Annotated in this window: 1 protein-coding gene; it reads right to left on the bottom strand. The window is 40.5% G+C overall.

Features of this window, described 5'->3' with window-relative positions; all coding sequences use genetic code 11:
- Positions 1–29: 29 nt before the first annotated feature.
- Positions 30–22,172, bottom strand: a complete 22,143-nt coding sequence (locus tag FSZ17_RS07100) for a non-ribosomal peptide synthase/polyketide synthase (RefSeq protein WP_146846414.1) — start codon at positions 22,170–22,172, stop codon at positions 30–32.
- Positions 22,173–22,188: the final 16 nt, after the last annotated feature.

Genomic DNA, 22,188 nt, shown 5'->3' with positions numbered 1-22,188 from the left:
CATATACTAGGCCACAGTAAACTATTTAGTTAAGCCAATGTATAGATACTTCGTAAAATTTCCGCATGTTTTCCAACAAAAGGTGTGGAAAGCATTTCTGTATGATTCCCGTATCCTCTTATTACTTTGTGTTTACCTTTAGTTGATGAAACCCACGACATGCCATTCGTATCTTCTGAGCAAATGACGATAATATCGGCATTAATAAATCCATCGTTCACGGTTTCCTCTAAGAATCTTCTATACTTCTTAATACGGCGCTGCACCTTTTGTCTTAGAGCTGGAACTGCTAGCCAATCGTGATAGTTACTATCAGCAGCTTGTAATTGTGCCTCTATTTCCGCATCTAATTGTTTATCGGTACTATGCTCAATATTTGTTTTGCGATTTGCATCCAAAATAATTAGTTTTGATACAAACTCACCGCTTTTTTCTAATGCCTTTGCTACTTCAAATGCAAGGTTTCCACCTGCTGAATAACCCAATAGCATATACACTCCTTCTGGTTGTATGGATTTTATGATAGAGACATACCGTTCAAACCGATCTTCTCCTTCAATAAAATCAAAGGCATATACAGTATGATCTGGGAGATTATCCGCAAGCCCTTTAAATTCAAATCCAAATCCAGCTACCGGTGGAAAACAGAAAATAGGAAAGGTCCCTTCACTCAAGCTCGTCACAGGATTATCTTCCATCAAAATATTAGTTTTAAGCACATCAATTTTTTCTGAAAGTTCTCGAAGTGTAGAGTATCTAAATACCCACTCTAATGGAACTTCTATCCCCCATTTTTTATATATTTTCGCAACCAAAACAGTCGCCTTGAGTGAATAACCACCTACATCAAAAAAGCTATCATTCATGCTCACATTTTCAATTCCAAGAAGGCTTGTCCAAATTTCTGCTAAAGCTTTAGCGGTTACTGTATCGGGTGATTCGAAAACTCTTTCAAAAAGATGTTCTTTTGGGTTCGGAAGTGATTTTCTATCAATTTTCCCATTGCTACTAAGCGGCATCTCTTCCAACCATATATAGTGGGCTGGAAGCATATATTTTGGTAGATAAGTAAATAAATACTGGCGAAGCTCATTATCAGTTATAGTTTTATCGCCTACTAAATAAGCGGCAACTCCACTATTGATATCTCCGTCCTTTATCACTGTTACCACGGATTCCTTTACTCTAGGATGTGCTGTAAGTAGCGCTTCCACCTCTCCTAGCTCAATTCGATAACCTCTTACCTTCACTTGATGATCCATTCGACCAAGGAACTCCATGTTTCCATCAGGAAGCAGTCTTCCAAGATCACCTGTGCGATACATCGTAGCATTTTCTTCATTACGGAATGGGTCTTTCATAAAAGAAACGGATGTTTTTTCCAAATCCCCAATGTAACCTCGGGCTACTCCAATTCCACCAATGTAAAGTTCTCCTGTTACCCCCTGCGGTACAGGACATTGATCAGCGTCCAGGATATAAAAGGTATTATTTCCAATTGGTTTTCCGTATGGAATACTTTTTTGCCCTTCGTAGACTGTTTCAACGGGGTAATAGTTGGACCAAATTGTTCCCTCTGTTGCCCCTCCTAATCCAATCATCTTTGCATTTGGAAAGTATACCTCTGATCGTTTCTTTAGATTCACCGGAATCCAATCTCCACTTAAGAAAATGAGTCGCAAATTTTCCTGCCAGTATGCTTCTTGACCTTCCTCCAACCCTCGTAAAAAGTGATGTAGCGTTGTTGGAACTGAATCCCAGAATGTAATTTTTTCTTTTATAATCATTTTCCGTAAACGAACTGGGTCCTGAACGTCTTCTTTTTGGGCGATTACTACAGTTCCTCCCGAAGCAAGTATTCCAAATATGTCATATACAGAAAGGTCAAAACACATTGATGTCATCCACAATAATCGATCGTTTGCTCCCACCATGTACGTCTGGTTCACCCAATGAATCAAGTTCACAATTGATTTATGTTCAATCATGACCCCTTTCGGCCTTCCCGTCGATCCAGATGTGTAGATGATGTAAGCCAAACTTTGTGGATCTTTGGAAATCTTTACTTGAGAACCTTTGTTTTTGATTGCTTCTTCCAAACCAATAATTTTTGTCCCTTGAAGTAGTTTTTTTTCTAGATGGAGTGCTTCTTCATCCATTATTATATTTTTGATATGAGATTGTTTTTGAATATAGTAAACTCTCTCTTTTGGATAATCTGGCTCCATTGGGACATAGGCAGCCCCAGCCTTTAAGATTCCAAGTAATCCTGCCACTGTTTCCGCTTTCCTACCGGTTATAATACCAACATGATCACCAGGTTTGACACCTTCTTGGATGAGACGGGTTGCAACTGCATTTGCTTGTTCGGAAAGATCCTGATAAGTGATACGTCTATCCCCACATACTATTGCAGTTTCGAATGGACTACGCATCGCCTGATCTTGTATCAATTGATCAAGTGTTTTGTCCAGCGGGAATTTCATATTCGTATTATTAAATTCTCTTACCACCATCTTTTCTTCTTCGGATAAAATCTCAATTTCAAAAAGAGATTGTGTAGGTCCAACACAAATACTTTCTAAGACTTTTTCCATACTTCTGCTTATTCGTCTTACCAAAAATTCATCGTATATCTCCGAATTAAAGCGGTAAGTGAAGCTCAGCTGATCGCCAGGATTTACTATGACATTGAAGTCATAGTTTGTTTGTTCAAATACTCCTTCGGCCTTAATACCTAATCCGACTATTTTTTCATTTTTATCCATAATATCTTTGTCAAATGGATAATTTTCTACTACAAAAAGGTGATCAAGCAGTCCTGACCCCAGTTTACTTTCTGCTTGAATTTCAGCCAGTGATAAAAAGCTATGCTCTTGGGATGAAACTGCCCATGACTGACCTTCCTTCACCAAGTCCATAAACGTTTTATCTTTTGCAGCCTGGAAACGAACTGGGATTGTGTTAATAAACAGACCTACGGTCTTTTCAATTCCCTTCACTGCTGGTGGTCTTCCTGAAACAACTGTTCCAAATATCACATCCTCTTGTTGACTATAACGCGATAACAACACTCCCCATGCAGCCTGTAAAACTGTACTTATCGTACTGTTCAAATGCCGAGCTACTTGTTCAACCCGTTTTGTTAACGTTGTAGACATGGTATAGCTCATTTCTTCCTGTTTGTAAGTCGAGGCAACGGTCATTTGTTTTTTTGGCAGACTAGCCTGCTCGACATACCCTGCTACCTTCTCTCTCCAATATTCCTTCGCCACTTCTCGGTCTTGATTGGTCAGCCATTCGATGTATCTTCCATATGATTCCACTGGGCCAAGCTCCGCTCGACGCCCCTCTTTCCTCGCTGCATAGAGGGTCAAGAATTCTTGAAGAAGGATGCCTAAGCACCACCCATCCATCAAGATATGGTGATGGCTCCAAATCAACACAAATTCTTCTTTGTCGGTTTCAAGTACCGTTAGACGCATCAATGGACCCTTTTTCAGATCAAAACCTTTCTCTTTATCGGCTTCTTTCTTTGCCTCAATGGCTGCCTGCCTCTCATCCGGTGTGATATCTAAAAGTGAAAACTCCTTCACGTCTAACAGTAGTTCCTTTACTACAATCTGTAGAGGATGTTCCCCTTCAGTTGTGAATACCGTTCGGAGAATATCATGTCGGACCGCCAGGTCCTGAAAACTCTGCCATAAATACTCCTTTTCGAGCTTGCCATTAACCACAAAACTCAATTGTTCAAAGTATGCAGGCAAATTCGGATTCATTAGACTTTCAAATAATATCCCTTCCTGCATTGGGCTTAGCGGGCGAATTTCCTCAATCGATTCCGCTGAGTGAACCTGTTGAATATCCTTCCATACCTCAAGTGGAAGAGTGGACAACCCAACGTCTGAAGGTGTCTTCACACTCTGTTCCTGTGCGATACAGTAATCCACAAGCTGATTGAGGTTTCTTTTAAACCCTTCTGCGAACGTTTCAATGGTCGACTTCTTGAATTCAAAACGATTGAAGCTCACCCTAAATTGAAGACTTCCTTCTAGAGTCATCCCATTGATTTCCAATGTATGAACCCGATGATTAGCCATACCAAGCGAAGTACCACTTGATATGTCCGACATTGTGATTGCTTGCTTGTCATTTTGTAAACCTTCGCCAAAATCACCTAGATAATTAAACCCAATCTCTGGATGATAGGTTTGTAATTTCTCATGGAGTGAACTTAGATAGGCTAAGAGTCCAAAGCCAATTCCTTTATTCGGAATCCGACGCAGCTGTTCTTTGATAGCCTGCAGCTTTTCCCCCACCTCAATTGAACCTGAAGATGTTAGGGCGACAGGGAACATGGACGTAAACCACCCTACTGTACGAGAAATATCGATGCCTTCACCAATAAATTCTCGACCATGTCCTTCGAGATCCACAACTAAATTCTCAACACCTGTCCATTCTTGGACGGCGCCATGAAGGGCAGTTAACAGGAGATCGTTGATCTCCGTCCGAAATGCTCTGTTTGCTTCTTTTACTAATCTGGCTGTTTCCTCTCTTGTGAACTGAATGATCACATGATCTTCATCCGCAATCCGATTTTCTGATGCATCTCCGTCCTTTGGCAATGGAGTGACTGGAATACTCATGACATCCTTCCAATAGGCTAGCTCCTTCTTTATTGCGCGACTTTGTACATACTGTGTTAACTCACTTGACCACTTTTGGAAGGAGTCCGTTTTCATCGGTAATTGGATGGGTTCATACCTCTTAGCCTGTTGATATCCCTCCCAAAGATCTTCTAACAGGATGCGCCAAGATACACCGTCGACCGCAAGGTGATGGATCGCAACGAAAAAGTAATCACTTTTTTTCGTCTGAAATAATCCCCCAATTACAAGTGGACCTTCAGCGAGATTCAACCTAGTCTGAAGACGTGTACACTCTTCCTCTATCCTTGAAGCTAATGAATCACCGATATCACTTATTTGGATGGTTTCCCAATGATACAAATTCCCTTCCGTAGTGGAACGATTCCATTGGAGAATTCGCCCATCTTCTTCACGATAAGTCATCCGTAACGCATCATGATGGTGTAAAAGAGACTCGAATGAGGATTGAAGTGCCACTGGATCCAAGTCCTCCGGACTTTCTAATAGAACTGCTTGGTTCCAATGATGGGCTTCTTCAAATCTCTGGTCAAAAAACCATCGCTGGATAGGTGATAAGCAGACTTCTCCTGTCACTTCTTCTTGACTAATCTTCCCGCCTGTCACTTGTAAAACATAAGGGGCTAGCTCGGCGACCGTCGGATATCGGAAAAGGTCTTTTAACTCCAGCTTCCACCCTTTCTCATGAAGGCGAGCCGCCACTTGTATACCCTTGATAGAATCTCCTCCAAGATCAAAGAAATGATCGTGGCGTCCAACCTTTTCAGCTTTAAGCACTTCCTTCCATACACGTGCGAGCCGCAGTTCAGCTTCTCTCTGAGGAGCTTCATACTCGACTCCCAAGTGAATTAAACCTTCTGGTTCAGGCAATGCCCTTTTATCTACCTTTCCATTAGGAGTCAAAGGTAGTTGATCTAACAGAACATAAGAAGTAGGAATCATATAATCTGGAAGAGTACGAGACAAATGGTTCCGAATCGCAGAGATCGTTACATCCTCTCGACTCACTAAATAGCCACATAAATACGCCGTTCCATCCGCATCATTTCTTGCTAGAACGACAGTATCTTCAACTCCTTCCATCTGAAGAAGCTGGGCTTCGATTTCACCAAGCTCAATCCGATGTCCCCGAATTTTCACCTGATCATCTATACGTCCTATATATTCGATACTGCCGTCAGGCAGCCAACGAGCTAGATCTCCTGATCGGTATAGTCGAGAACCTGGTTCATGCGGATGTTCGATAAACTTTTCCGCTGTTAGTTCAGGTTGGTTTAAATACCCTCGTGCCAATCCCTCTCCAGCTATGCAAAGCTCTCCTGGTACTCCAATCGGTTGTAGTTCATGATTCTGCCCTAGAATGTAAACTCGGGTATTGGCAATCGGTCTACCAATCGGTAGATTCGTAGATTGATGATCAATCGCACCACTTGTCGCAACTACCGTATTTTCTGTAGGCCCATAATTATTAATGAGCTGGAATCGAACGGGTTGATACGTTTTTAGCTTGTCCCCACCTGTCAACAATACACGTAAAGACTGGTTGTCCAAGGCTAAAAACGGTTCACACAGTGGAGTCGGTAAGAAACTGATAGTAATTTGATTTTGTTCAAAGAACTTGTTGAGTTCGTGTATGTCTGTACGCAATTCCTCTGGCACAATATAGAGTGCAGCTCCCTTTAGTAGAGGAGGGAATATTTCCCACACAGATGCATCAAATCCAAATCCTGCAATTTTTGTACTTCGATCCAATTCCGTCAATTCAAACTGATCGTTATGCCACTGACATAAATTGGAGAGTGAGCGATGCTCAATCATTACCCCTTTGGGGTGGCCAGTTGTTCCAGATGTATAAATGACATAGGCCAATTCATTTGGCTCGCGGGGGATCGGAAGCTTTTCGACAGACTCCCTTTCCCAGCTTCGCTCCTCAAGAATTACTTTTTCTCGTTCCCCATTGACCTTATCGGTTAAATGATGATGAGTGATGACGATCTCCGCTTGACTGTCCTCAATCATATATTGGATTCTTTCCAATGGATAATTTGGATCAATCGGCACATATGCTCCACCAGCCTTTAATACTGCTAGTACAGCTAAAATCATCTCCACAGAAGGTTCCACGAGAATAGCCACTATCTGCTCGGAACTAAGCCCTTTTGCCTGAAGATGACGTGCAAGCTGATTGGCTTCTTGATTTAACCTTTTATACGTCCATTTTTCTTCTCCAAACACAATTGCTAAATTATTAGGTTTGTGTTCTGATTGATTCTCAATAATTTCAATAATAGTTTTAGAGAGATCATATTCAGCTTTCGTATCATTAAAGGCCTTCTGCTTCTTTCTTTCATCTATTGATAGCGAAATTTCCGACAGTGGCTTATCAGGATTGTCCAAAACATCCTCAAGTATATGAAGAAAATGAGTTGCCATTCGTTCAATCGTCTCTCTTTTAAAAAGAGTTGTTCGGTATTCCCAGCGGATTAAGGTACCCTCTGGTTCATCAATAATTTCTACGGTTAAATCAAACTTTGCTGTTATATGAGGTAAGCCATAAGAATGAGCAAATGTATCATCGAACGACAAGCCTGACTGATCTACATTTTGATGTGCCAAAACGGTCTCAAACAACGGGTGTCGGCTGGGATCCCTCGGAATTTCTAGTTTATCTACGAGATCTTCAAATGGATAGTCTTGATGTTCAAGCGCTAAGAGCGTCTGTTTTTTCACTTCCTGTAAAAAAGTATGAAAACGCTTTGTACCTTCAGGCTGATTTCGCATTGGCAACATATTGACAAAAACACCGATGATGTTTTGAATTTCTTCACGGGATCTCCCTGAAACTGGAGAACCGATTACAATATCTTCCTGTCCGCTATATTTGGAAAGCAAAATATTATACACCGCTAAAAAAATCATATACGAGCTGCTATCTGTCTTTTTGGCTAATTCATTGATTTTCTCCATGACCGAATGTTTTATTTTGAAAGATATTTGAGAACCAGCATAATTCGCAATACCAGTTCTTGGGTAATCTGTCATAATATCTAGACTTGGCATACTGTCTTTAAATATTTCCATCCAAAAATCCTGATGTGTTAAATAATTCTTAGAAATTATTTGTTCCTGCTGCCAGACTGCATAGTCTTTATATTGAATTCGGCTGTTAGAAAGCCCTTCCCCGTTATAAAAGGCCATTACTTCTTTTGCTAGAATTTGGACCGATGTTCCATCAGAAAGAATATGATGCATATCAAATAGTAAAAGCTGATGGTCATGACTTATTGTTATGAGTGCTGTTCGAAACAATGGACCTTGTGCCAGATCAAACGGACGCACAAAACGATTTATTACATTTGGCAGTTCTTCTTTTGATGCATTAAAGTATTCCATATTTATACATACCGACTCATGTATTAATTGAACTGGTTTACCATCTAACATTTCAAACGTAGTTCGTAACGTATCATGCCTGTCTGTCACTTTTTCAAGCGCCTTCTGTAATTTCATTGCATCGATACCACCATGAATAGTCCAAGCACTTGGCATATTGTAACTTGTTCCTATTTCAGGAAACTGGTTAAGCACAAACAATCTTCTCTGAGCCGATGATAGTGGATAAGCACTCCGTGGTGCCACCAGCTTAAGTTCTTGATATACATTATTAGTCTGTTTTTCAAGATGTTCCGATAATTCTCGAATGGTTGGAACCTCAAATATCTTACTTAGAGACAATTCCTTCCCTAGCGTTTTCTTCACCTTCCCAACAAGCATAATCGCTTTTAAAGAGTGACCTCCTAGGGCAAAAAAGTTATCATCAACCCCAATATTCTTTATTCCCAATACCTCGCGCCAAATGGTTTCCATTTGCTTTTCCGTTTCAGTTTCTGGATATATATATACATCTATAAGGTTCTTAGGCTTTGGCAAAACCTTTCGGTCAAGTTTCCCATTGGCTGTTAAAGGTAACTGCTCAAGCTCTATCATGTGAGTTGGCACCATATATCCGGGTAATTTTCTTGCTAGCTCTACTTTTAGTTCTTTGAAAGAGGCGGCCTTTTTCACATCGTTCCACACTACATAAGCACAGAGATACGCGTCCCCTAAAGAATCTGTATGAAGCGTTACTGCCGCTTCACGTATCGTATCAAACTCTTCGATACATGCCTCGACTTCCTGGAGCTCTATCCTATATCCTCGCATTTTCACTTGTTGGTCGATACGTCCTGCATATTCAATCTGGCCATCCGGTAACCAGCGTGCCAGGTCACCCGTTTTATACATGATTTCTCCTGACACAAATGAGTCTTCCACAAACTTACTTGCTGTAAGCTCTGGACGGTTTAGGTATCCTCGTGATACCCCACTTCCAGCAATACACAATTCTCCTAGAACCCCAATTGGCTGAAGACGATTATGTGGTCCTACGATATAACAACGTGTATTACGGATTGGTTGACCGATCGTAACCTCATGGTCGGACGTTACATTCCTGATACTGGAATATACGGTGGTTTCTGTTGGTCCATATGCATTGTAGACTGTTAGATTTGTGTAAGCTTGTAGACTTTGTAATAGAGTAGATGGCAGGGCTTCTCCACCCACGATCATTACCTTGACTGTCTCTAAGCACTCTTCCCCCTCCGGATACATCAAAAGACCTTTTATTCTTGATGGTGTAGCCTGAATAGCTGTAACTTCGTTGTCCATTATTAAGCTGCTTAATAAGGCTGGGTCCTGTTGTTCTTCTTCACTTGCCATAATGACACATGCGCCTTTTGCCAATGGGAGAAAGGTTTCTGTGACAAAAATATCAAACGATACCGTTGTTAATGCCAACACTTTATCTCCAGAAGCCATTTTCACACATTCTGACATTCCTTCGATAAAATTGTGCACCGAACGGTGCTCTACCATAACTCCCTTTGGCTTTCCAGTGGAACCAGACGTATAGATGATATACGCTAACTCCGTAGCCAGCACATCTACTTCCAGATTAGAACCATCTTCATTTTGGTCAGCTAAATCTGATAATAAGCAAAGCTTTTCGTCAAATGATGACAAACGGCCTTCAAGAACATCCGTCATAATATATTTGGTGTTACTGTCGTGAACCATGTAGGCAATACGGTCTTCAGGGTAATCTGGATCAATGGGTACATACGCAGCCCCCGTTTTTAATACTGCGAGTAGAGAGATGATAAGATCCTCTGAACGTTTGACCATAACCCCGATTCGGTCGCCTTTTTCTACGTTCATGTTTCGAAGGGCACGGGCCATTCGATTTGCCCGTTCATTGATTTCTTGATAAGTGAATTCCTTATCTTTTGAAACAACCGCAATTTCAATAGGTGTGAGAGTTGTCTGTTCTTCAATCACTTGATGAACGGTACGTTCCCTCCCAAAATGATGAATAGGGTTAAATTCAAATATTGTTGATCGTTCCGAAGTTGGTAGCATTTCTATAGAAGAAAGTTTTCTTTCTAAATTTTTTATTAAATTCTGCAGTAATACTTGAAAATGTTGATTGATACCTTTTACTTCCAACGCATTATACATTTCCGCATTATAGCGGAATAAGGTCTGAATCTGTTTTCCAGGAACTACAATGGCATTAAAATCATAGCTGGTTTGTTCAAATACACCTTCATTTTTAATGCGTAAGCCCGCCTGTTCTCCAATTTCAGACATTGCTTCATCATCGAAAGGATAATTTTCTACTATGAAAAGGTGGTCAATCAGTCCTTGTCCCAGTTTACTTTCTGCTTGAATTTCAGCCAGTGATAAAAAGCTATGCTCTTGGGAAGAAACTGCCCATGACTGACCTTCCTTCACCAAATCCACAAACGTTTTATCTTTTGCAGCCTGGAAACGAACTGGGATTGTGTTAATAAACAGACCTACGGTCTTTTCAATTCCCTTCACTGCTGGTGGTCTTCCTGAAACAACTGTTCCAAATATCACATCCTCTTGTTGACTATAACGCGATAACAACACTCCCCATGCAGCCTGTAAAACTGTACTTATCGTACTGTTCAAATGCCGAGCTACTTGTTCAACCTGTTTTGTTAACGTTGTAGACAGGGTATAGCTCATTTCTTCCTGTTTGTAAGTCGAGGCAACGGTCATTTGTTTTTTTGGCAGACTAGCCTGCTCGACATACCCTGCTACCTTCTCTCTCCAATATTCCTTCGCCACTTCTCGGTCTTGATTGGTCAGCCATTCGATGTATCTTCCATATGATTCCACTGGGCCAAGCTCCGCTCGACGCCCCTCTTTCCTCGCTGCATAGAGGGTCAAGAATTCTTGAAGAAGGATGCCTAAGCACCACCCATCCATCAAGATATGGTGATGGCTCCAAATCAACACAAATTCTTCTTTGTCGGTTTCAAGTACCGTTAGACGCATCAATGGACCCTTTTTCAAATCAAAGCCTGCCTCTTTATCGGCTTCTTTCCTTGCCTCAATGGCTGCCTGCCTCTCATCCGGTGTGATATCTAAAAGTGAAAACTCCTTCACGTCTAACGGTAGTTCCTTTACTACAATCTGTAGAGGATGTTCCCCTTCAGTTGTGAATACCGTTCGGAGAATATCATGTCGGACCGCCAGGTCCTGAAAACTCTGCCATAAATACTCCCTTTCGAGCTTGCCATTAACCACAAAACTCAATTGTTCAAAGTATGCAGGCGAATTCGGATTCATTAGACTTTCAAATAATATCCCTTCCTGCATTGGGCTTAGAGGGCGAATTTCCTCAATCGATTCCGCTGAGTGAACCTGTTGAATATCCTTCCATACCTCAAGTGGAAGAGTGGACAACCCAACGTCTGAAGGTGTCTTCACACTCTGTTCCTGTGCGATACAAAAATCCACAAGCTGATTGAGGTTTCTTTTAAACCCTTCTGCGAACGTTTCTATGGTCGACTTCTTGAATTCAAAACGATTGAAGCTCACCCTAAATTGAAGGCTTCCTTCTAGAGTCATCCCATTCATTTCCAATGTATGAACCCGATGATTAGCCATACCAAGCGAAGTACCACTTGATATGTCCGACATTGTGATTGCTTGCTTGTCATTTTGTAAACCTTCGCCAAAATCACCTAGATAATTAAACCCAATCTCTGGATGATAGGTTTGTAATTTCTCATGGAGTGAACTTAGATAGGCTAAGAGTCCAAAGCCAATTCCTTTATTCGGAATCCGACGCAGCTGTTCTTTGATAGCCTGCAGCTTTTCCCCCACCTCAATTGAACCTGAAGATGTTAGGGCGACAGGGAACATGGACGTAAACCACCCTACTGTACGAGAAATATCGATGCCTTCACCAATAAATTCTCGACCATGTCCTTCGAGATCCACAACTAAATTCTCAACACCTGTCCATTCTTGGACGGCGCCATGAAGGGCAGTTAACAGGAGATCGTTGATCTCCGTCCGAAATGCTCTGTTTGCTTCTTTTACTAATCTGGCTGTTTCCTCTCTTGTGAACTGAATGATCACATGATCTTCATCCGCAATCCGATTTTCTGATGCATCTCCGTCCTTTGGCAATGGAGTGACTGGAATACTCATGACATCCTTCCAATAGGCTAGCTCCTTCTTTATTGCGCGACTTTGTACATACTGTGTTAACTCACTTGACCACTTTTGGAAGGAGTCCGTTTTCATCGGTAATTGGATGGGTTCATACCTCTTAGCCTGTTGATATCCCTCCCAAAGATCTTCTAACAGGATGCGCCAAGATACACCGTCGACCGCAAGGTGATGGATCGCAACGAAAAAGTAATCACTTTTTTTCGTCTGAAATAATCCCCCAATTACAAGTGGACCTTCAGCGAGATTCAACCTAGTCTGAAGACGTGTACACTCTTCCTCTATCCTTGAAGCTAATGAATCACCGATATCACTTATTTGGATGGTTTCCCAATGATACAAATTCCCTTCCGTAGTGGAACGGTTCCATTGGAGAATTCGCCCATCTTCTTCACGATAAGTCATCCGCAACGCATCATGATGGTGTAAAAGAGACTCGAATGAGGATTGAAGTGCCACTGGATCTAAGTCCTCCGGACTTTCTAATAGAACTGCTTGGTTCCAATGATGGGCTTCTTCAAATCTCTGGTCAAAAAACCATCGCTGGATAGGCGATAAGCAGACTTCTCCTGTCACTTCTTCTTGACTGATCTGCCCGCCTGTCACTTGTAGAACATAAGGGGCTAGCTCGGCGACCGTCGGATATCGGAAAAGGTCTTTTAACTCCAGCTTCCACCCTTTCTCATGAAGGCGAGCCGCCACTTGTATACCCTTGATAGAATCTCCTCCAAGATCAAAGAAATGATCGTGGCGTCCAACCTTTCCAGCTTTAAGAACTTCTTTCCATACAAGTGCGAGCCGCTGTTCAGCTTCTCCTTGAGGGGCTTCATACCCGACTCCCAAGTGAATCAAACCTTTTGGTTCAGGCAGTGCCCTTTTATCTACCTTTCCATTAGGAGTCAAAGGTAGTTGATCTAACAGAACATAAGAAGCGGGAATCATATAATCTGGAAGAGTACGAGACAAATGGTTCCGAATCGCAGAGATCGTTACATCCTCTCGACTCACTAAATAACCACATAAATACGCCATTCCATCCGAATCTTTATGTGCAAGAACAACAGCATCTTCAACTCCTTCCATCTGAAGAAGCTGAGCTTCGATTTCACCAAGCTCAATCCGATGTCCCCGAATTTTCACCTGATCATCTATACGTCCTAAATATTCGATGCTGCCGTCAGGCAGCCAACGAGCTAGATCCCCAGATCGGTATAGTCGAGAACCTGCTTCATGCGGATGTTCGATAAACTTTTCCGCTGTTAGCTCAGGTTGGTTTAAGTACCCTCGTGCCAATCCCTCTCCAGCTATGCAAAGCTCTCCGGGTACTCCAATCGGTTGTAGTTCATGATTCTTCCCTAGAATGTAAACTTGGGTATTGGCAATCGGTCTACCAATCGGTAGATTCGTAGATTGATGATCAATCGCACCACTTGTCGCAACTACCGTATTTTCTGTAGGCCCATAATTATTAATGAGCCGGAATCGAACGGGTTGATACGTTTTTAGCTTGTCCCCACCTGTCAACAATACACGTAAAGACTGGTTGTCCAAGGCTAAAAACGGTTCACACAGTGGAGTCGGTAAGAAACTGATAGTAATTTGATTTTGTTCAAAGAACTTGTTGAGTTCGTGTATGTCTGTACGCAATTCCTCTGGCACAATATAGAGTGCAGCTCCCTTTAGTAGAGGAGGTAATATTTCCCACACAGATGCATCAAATCCAAATCCTGCAATTTTTGTACTTCGATCCCATTCCGTCAATTCAAACTGATCGTTATGCCACTGACATAAATTGGAGAGTGAGCGATGCTCAATCATTACCCCTTTGGGGTGGCCAGTTGTCCCAGATGTATAAATGACATAGGCCAATCCATTTGGCTCGCAGGAGGTTGGAAGGTTTTCGACAGACTCTCTTTCCCAGCTTCGCTCCTCAAGAATTACTTTTTCTCGTTCCCCATTGACCTTATCGGTTAAATGATGATGAGTGATGACGATCTCCGCTTGACTGTCCTCAATCATATATTGGATTCTTTCCGATGGATAATTTGGATCAATCGGCACATATGCTCCACCAGCCTTTAATACTGCTAGTACAGCTAAAATCATCTCCACAGAAGGTTCCACGAGAATAGCCACTATCTGCTCGGAACTAAGCCCTTTTGCCTGAAGATGACGTGCAAGCTGATTGGCTTCTTGATTCAGCCTTTCATAGGACCATTTCGTTTCTCGATACACCACAGCGGTGTTCCCTGGTTTTTTTTTCGATTGCTCCTCAAACATTTCAACAACAGTTCGATCAAGCTCAAATTCGGCATTCGTATCATTAAAATTTAACTGCATCGTTCTTTCATGGGATGGAAGCGTTAGGTCTGCAAGATGTCTCTCAGGACAATTTATCACTTCCTCAAGTAAATGTAGGAAATGACTTGCCATTCGTTCAATCATCTCTCTTCCAAAATGAGATGACCGGTATTCCCAACGCATTAAGGTATCCTCTTGTACATCAAGAATTTCTACAGTTATATCAAATTTAGCTGTACCATGTCGGAGTTCATAAGAATTAGCACTAATGTTCCCAAATGATAGAACAGACTGATCTATATTTTGATGTACCAAAACGGTATCAAACAAAGGATGTCGGCTAGGGTCCCTCAGAATTCCTAGTTTATCTATGAGATCCTCAAACGGATAATCTTGATGTTCGAGCGCTGAGAGCGTCTGTTTTTTCACTTCCTGTAAAAAAGTATCAAAACGCTTTGTACCTTCAGGTTGATTACGCATCGGCAACATATTGACGAAAACACCAATGGTATTTTGAATTTCTTCACGGGATCTCCCTGCTACTGGAGAACCGATTACAATATCTTCTTGTCCGCTATATTTAGAAAGCAATATATTGTACACAGCTAGAAAAATCATATATATACTACTCTCTGTCTTTTTAGCTATTTCATTTACTTTCCTCATAAGCGATGGTTGAATTTTGCATGATAGTTGTGACCCTATATAATTTGGGACGACCTTTCTTTGTTGATTTGGTACTAATTCTAAAACGGGAATGTTGTCTTTAAATACATTCATCCAAAATTCTTGTTGCTTTAGGTAGAAGTCAGAGTTTAGTTGTTCTTGTTGCCATACTGTATAATCTTTGTATTGAATCCGGTTGTTAGAAAGCTCATTCCCGTTATAAAAGGCCATTATTTCTTCTGCTAGGATCTGGATTGATGTTCCATCAGATAGAATATGATGCATATCAAATAATAGAAGCTGATGGTCATGACTTATTGTTATGAGTGCTGTTCGAAATAATGGACCCTGTGTTAGATCAAACGGACGTATAAACGATTTAATGATATCTGACAGTACATCTTTTGATGCATCCACACATTCTACTCTTACATTCACAGATTCATGAATGAGTTGAATTGGGTTTCCATCTGCCATTCCAAACGTAGTACGTAAGATTTCATGTCGGTCTGTCACTTTTTCAAGTGCCTTCTGTAATTTCATTACATCGATATAACCATGAATAGTCCAAGCACTTGGCATATTGTAGCTTGTCCCAATTTCCGGAAATTGACTAAGGACAAATAATCTTCTTTGTGATGAAGAAAGTGGATAAGTATCACGTCTACCTACTGGTTCCAATTCCATGTATACATTACTTGTCTGATTGTCTAACCGTTTTGAGAATTCTCGAATAGTTGGATTTTCAAAAATTGTACTAAGTGACAATTCCTTTTTTAGAACTCTCTTCACTTTCGCAATAAGCATTGTTGCTTTTAAAGAGTGACCTCCTAGGGCAAAAAAGTTATCATCAACCCCAATATTCTTTATTCCCAATACCTCGCGCCAAATGGTTTCCATTTGCTTTTCCGTTTCAGTTTCTGGATATATATATACATCTATAAGGTTCTTAGGCTTTGGCAAAACCTTTCGGTCAAGTTTCCCATTGGCTGTTAAAGGTAACTGCTCAAGCTCTATCATGTGAGTTGGCACCATATATCCGGGTAATTTTCTTGCTAGCTCCACTTTTAGTTCTTTGAAAGAGGCGGCCTTTTTCACATCGTTCCACACTACATAAGCACAGAGATACGCGTCCCCTAAAGAATCTGTATGAAGCGTTACTGCCGCTTCACGTATCGTATCAAACTCTTCGATACATGCCTCGACTTCCTGGAGCTCTATTCTATATCCTCGCATTTTCACTTGTTGGTCGATACGTCCTGCATATTCAATCTGGCCATCCGGTAACCAGCGTGCCAGGTCACCCGTTTTATACATGATTTCTCCTGACACAAATGGGTCTTCCACAAACTTACTTGCTGTAAGCTCTGGACGGTTTAGGTATCCTCGTGATACCCCACTTCCGGCAATACACAATTCTCCTAGAACCCCAATTGGCTGAAAACGATTATGTGGTCCTACGATATAACAACGTGTATTACGGATTGGTTGACCGATCGTAACCTCATGGTCGGACGTTACATTCCTGATACTGGAATATACGGTGGTTTCTGTTGGTCCATATGCATTGTAGACTGTTAGATTCGTGTAAGCTTGTAGACTTTGTAATAGAGTAGGTGGTAGAGCTTCTCCACCCACGATCATTACCTTGACTGTCTCTAAGCACTCTTCTCCCTCTGGATACATCAAAAGCCCTTTTATTCTTGATGGTGTAGCCTGAATGGTTGTAACCTCGTTGTCCATTATTAGGCTGCTTAATAAGGCTGGGTCCTGTTGTTCTTCCTCACTTGCCATAATGACACATGCGCCTTTTGCCAATGGGAGAAAGGTTTCTGTGACAAAAATATCAAACGATACCGTTGTTAATGCCAACACTTTATCTCCAGAAGCCATTTTCACACATTCTGACATTCCTTCGATAAAATTGTGCACCGAACGGTGCTCTACCATAACTCCCTTTGGCTTTCCAGTGGAACCAGACGTATAGATGATATACGCTAACTCCGTAGCCAGCACATCTACTTCCAGATTGGAACCATCTTCACTTTGGTCAGCTAAGTCTGATAATAAGCAAAGCTTTTCGTCAAATGATGACAAACGGCCTTCACGAACATCCGTCATAATATATTTGGTGTTACTGTCGTGAACCATGTAGGCAATACGATCTTCAGGGTAATCTGGATCGATTGGTACATACGCAGCCCCCGTTTTTAATACAGCGAGTAGAGCGATGATAAGATCCTCTGAACGTTTGACCATAACCCCGATTCGGTCGCCTTTTTCTACGTTCATGTTTTGAAGGGCACGGGCCATTCGATTTGCACGTTCATTGATTTCTTGATAGGTGTATTCCCTCCCACTTGAAATAACCGCGATTTGTGCAGGGGTATGTGTAACTTGTTCTTCAAATCGTTGGTGAACGGTACGTTCGACTCCCGCTACTGTCTTTGGATTTAAATCATGAAGAAGGGTATATCGTTCAGCCTCTGAGATCATTTCAATAGAAGACAATGGCTGATCAGTATCCTTTACGATTTCTTCCAAAATATTGACAAAGTGTGAAGACATTATCTTCATTTCATCTTTTGAAAATAACGCTGTGCTATATTGAAACCAAGCGGAGAGTCCCATCTCATTCTCCGAAACTTCTAAAGTCAGGTCTACTTTTGCGGAGCGATCCTCTAAAGAATAAGAAGTGATGTCCACGTTCTCCAATTCTAGCTTCGCTGTACCTGCATCATGCATAATAAACATGTGGTCGAAGACCGGGTTACGACTCAAGTCTCTTGTGATGGACACCTTCTCCACCAACTGCTCAAACGGATATGATTGATGCTCAAAGGCTAGGAGCGCACGCTCCCTTACTTTTTGTAATAAAGAGCGAATGCTTTCTTCCTCACTTAGACTGTTTCTCATTGGAATCGTATTTACAAACATTCCAACCATATTCTGAAGGTCTGCATGTGGTCGGCTAGCTACTGGAGATCCCACAATAATATCTTCTTGTCCCGAATACCTCGAAAGAAGAAGCTGATAAGCAGATAACAATACCATATACAAGGTTGTCCCTGTTTTGGTTGCTAGTTCAGAAAGCTGTTGTGCCAATGATGTTGGAACATGAAAATCTACCCGATCCCCTTCGAAGCTTTGAAACTTTGGTCGTTCTCTTCTTGAAATATCTAACACTGGGAGCTCTCCTGACATTTCCTTCAACCAGAACGTTTCAGCTTCCAAGAATTCTTTTGTCTTCATTCGCTCTGTTTGCCAGGCTGCCACATCTTTGTATTGAAGGCGTAGCGGCGGTAGAACTTCTCCTTTATACAACAAACTAATTTCCTTCAACATGGTCTTCAATGAGGCCTCGTCCGAAATACTATGATGCATATCCAAAATCAACACATGACATTCTGGCCCTGTCTTGACAAGACCTGCCCGCAATAGAGGGGCATTAGATAGATTGAAAGGACGCGAAAAGCGATTCACGCTCTGAGAAGCCTTCGGTTCCTTTTCTTCCCATTGCTCTAATGAAAAAGGGACATGCGGATGAACCCGCTGAATAAATCCTTCCTCAGTAGTTTCAAAAGAAGTTCGTAACGCTTCATGTCTATTGATCACCTGTTGAATTGCCTGTTCAAGCCTCTTTGGATCGACAGGACCCTCTAATTGAACCGCACCCGTAATGTTATAATTGTTTCCTATGTTTTCAAGCTGATTTAAAATCAACAATCGTTTTTGTGCTGATGATGCAGGATAATATTCCTGTTCTTCCACTTTCTGAATCTCATGGAACACCCTTTTTTCCGATGGATTTAGTTTTTCTATTTCTTGACACATAAGTTGGATGGTTGGTTTCTCAAATACCATTTTTAATGGAAGTTCTATATCCAAGTTCTTATGAATCATATTGACCAATTGAGTTGCACGAAGAGAATGTCCCCCTAATTCAAAAAAATGATCGTGGATTCCAACTCGTTCAACTCCGAGAACCTCTTTCCATATTTTCGCCAATTCACCCTCTAAGCTCGTTTGTGGTTCTACATACGCGAAGTTACTGCTTACCTCTGGCTTAGGTAATGCCTTCCGGTCAATTTTTCCATTTCCTGTTAGTGGAAGGGATGCCAGAAAGACAAAGTGAGCAGGAATCATATAATCCGGTAGAAAGCTAGATAAATATGTTCTTAAGACAGTGGACGAAAGTTCCCTATCAGATACCACATATGCACATAAGTAAGTCATATCTGTATGATCCTTGAAGCTAACAACCACTGCCTCTTTAATATTCGGATGGACCAATAATTGATTTTCAATTTCTCCAAGTTCAATTCTATGCCCGCGAACTTTAACTTGATGATCTATTCGACCAAGGTATTCCATTTCCCCATTATTAAGTTTGCGAACAATATCCCCAGAACGATAAATGATTTCAGAATGATTATATGGATTTAGCATAAATCGTTCTTTAGTTAATGCTTCCTTATTAATATATCCTCTAGTAACACCTTCTCCTCCTATGTATAATTCACCAATTGTGCCTGTTGGAACGAGCTGTTGATGTTCGTTCATTATATACGCATTTAATGAAGGTAGTGGTTTACCAATGTTACTTGTATTTTCCTCTATTTCATGTTTAGTAATTTCTTTATATGTAACATGGACCGTTGTTTCGGTAATTCCATACATATTAATTAAATGAATATTTGGAAATTTCAACTTCCATGGATATAACATTGCTGGCTTAAGTGCTTCTCCACCAAAAATAACATATCTTAAATTTAAGTTGGTTACACCATTGAAACTGACTTCCTCAATAAGATGAGAAAATGCTGAGGGTGTTTGGTTTAGCACTGTCACATTTTCTGATTGGAGCAGGGATAAAAATTTCTTCGGATTTTGGGCTATATCTTTTGGTACGATCACACACGTTCCTCCGTATAAAAGCGCCCCATACATTTCCCAAACCGAAAAATCAAAGCTGAAGGAATGGAAAATAGTCCATATATCCTTATCACTAAATTGGTATGGCATTTTTTCATTTAGGATTAAGGATGTAACATTTTTATGCTCAACCATAACTCCTTTTGGTTTTCCAGTTGTTCCTGAAGTATATATAATATAAGCTAGACTATTTGCTTCTCCCCTGTAATAGACTTCAGAACTTACCGATGTTGTACTTTCATAAATTCCATTGTCTATTTTGATTACTTGTCCAGTAAAATCACTAGGCGATGCCCAATCACTTGGTGATATAAGGAATCTAGCAGAGCAATCCTGTAGAATATACTGAATCCTCTCAACCGGTGAAGCAGGATCTACCGGAACATACGCACAGCCAGATTTTAAAATAGCTAACATCGCAACTAGTGTTTCAAGGCTTTTATTGGCAATCAATACAATTGATTCCTGCCGTCTTACACCTTTTTTCCTTAAATACTCAGCTATTGTACTCGCTCTTGAATTAAGCTCATCGTATGTTAAATACTCACTACCAAAAACAGCTGCTTTTTTATCTGGATTCTTACTAACCTGTAGTTCAAATAATTCATGAATTGTTTTGTCAGTAGGATAGCTACTATTAATATTATTTTTTAACTGTTCTGACTTTTCATCCTCGGTTAATACTTCATACTTGAATAGGTCTTTATTCGGATTTTGAACGATATCAATTGCAAGTTTTTGAAAATGTCGGAAAATCTGTTCTATATATTGCCGATTGTATATTTCGCTATTATATATAATGTTTAGGGTTGTTTTTTCACCTGGTACAATATTCATATGAAAATCGTAATTTGTCTGTTCAAATATCTTCATTTCACTGATAGATAAACCTGTATATTGTCCAGCCAACAATAATTGTTTATCTAATGGATAGTTTTCAAAGGCAATGACATGATCTAATAAATCATTTTTCAATTCACTTTTAGATAACACTTCATATAAAGGATAGTAATGAAACTTATTCTCTTCTTGTATATCCTCATGAACCTGGAGTAATAAGTCTTTAAAAGTTTGGCCTGCTTCCCCCTTTATACGGACGGGGACTGTATTAATAAATAAACCTATAGCTTGTTCAATGCCACTTAATTGAGGCGGGCGCCCGGAAACTACAGTTCCGAACACCACATCATCTGTATTATTGTACTTTTGCAGCAAAAGTCCCCAAATTGACCTTAGAACTGCATTAAACGTTACATTATAAGACTTTGCTAATGCACTGAGAGATTCTGTTAGGGACTCATTAAATGTTTCAATAAATGAAGAATGAAGGAATTTTTTTCCATCCGCTTTTCTTTTAAAGACGGGTATAAAACCCGCCTTTTGATCATAGCCCTCTAAAGCACGTTCCCAATGAAGCGAAGCTTGCTCAAAATTTTGCTTTTTTAACCAAACAATATAATCACTATATGAAAAGCTATTTGGCAAATCTATAGGCTTGTTGTTTAGTAGCCCTGCATATATTTCTAACCACTCATTAAGCGCTACACCTAGACCCCATCCATCCAGAACAATGTGATGAAAACTTACTATAACTGCATAACTAGTTTCCGTTTGTTTAAATACTTTTACTCGAATCAAAGAATCTTTATCGAGTATAAATCCCCTTGCTAAATCTTTTTCCTTGTACTCTTCTATTATTCTATCTATCTTCTTTTCATCGTAGGCAGATAGATCCTCAAATTGAAATGCAGCTTTTCTCTCTTTTAAAACAACTTGAAGAGGTTTTTTCAATTTTGAATATCGAATAATAGTCCTGAAAGCATCATGTCTATTTACTAGTCTTTGAAAACTAGTTTCAAAGTAAGGTATATTCAGGTTACCTTCTAGCTTAAATTCTACTTGTTCCAGGTAAGCCTTTGACTCATTATCAATGATATGGTTAAATACCATCCCTTCCTGAAGAGGAGTTAACTCATATACATTTTGAATATTAATTTTTTCCTTCATTATGATCCCCTTCCAC

This window comes from Cytobacillus dafuensis (genome assembly GCF_007995155.1).
In the GTDB taxonomy this organism is placed as follows: domain Bacteria; phylum Bacillota; class Bacilli; order Bacillales; family Cytobacillaceae; genus Cytobacillus; species Cytobacillus dafuensis.
The sequence above is the reverse complement of the archived record's forward strand: the minus strand, read 5'-3'. Positions and strand labels throughout refer to the sequence as shown.

Excerpts from the sequence above, each read along its gene's own strand:
- FSZ17_RS07100 (WP_146846414.1), bottom strand. The coding sequence starts at position 22,172 with ATGAAGGAAAAAATTAATATTCAAAATGTATATGAGTTAACTCCTCTT.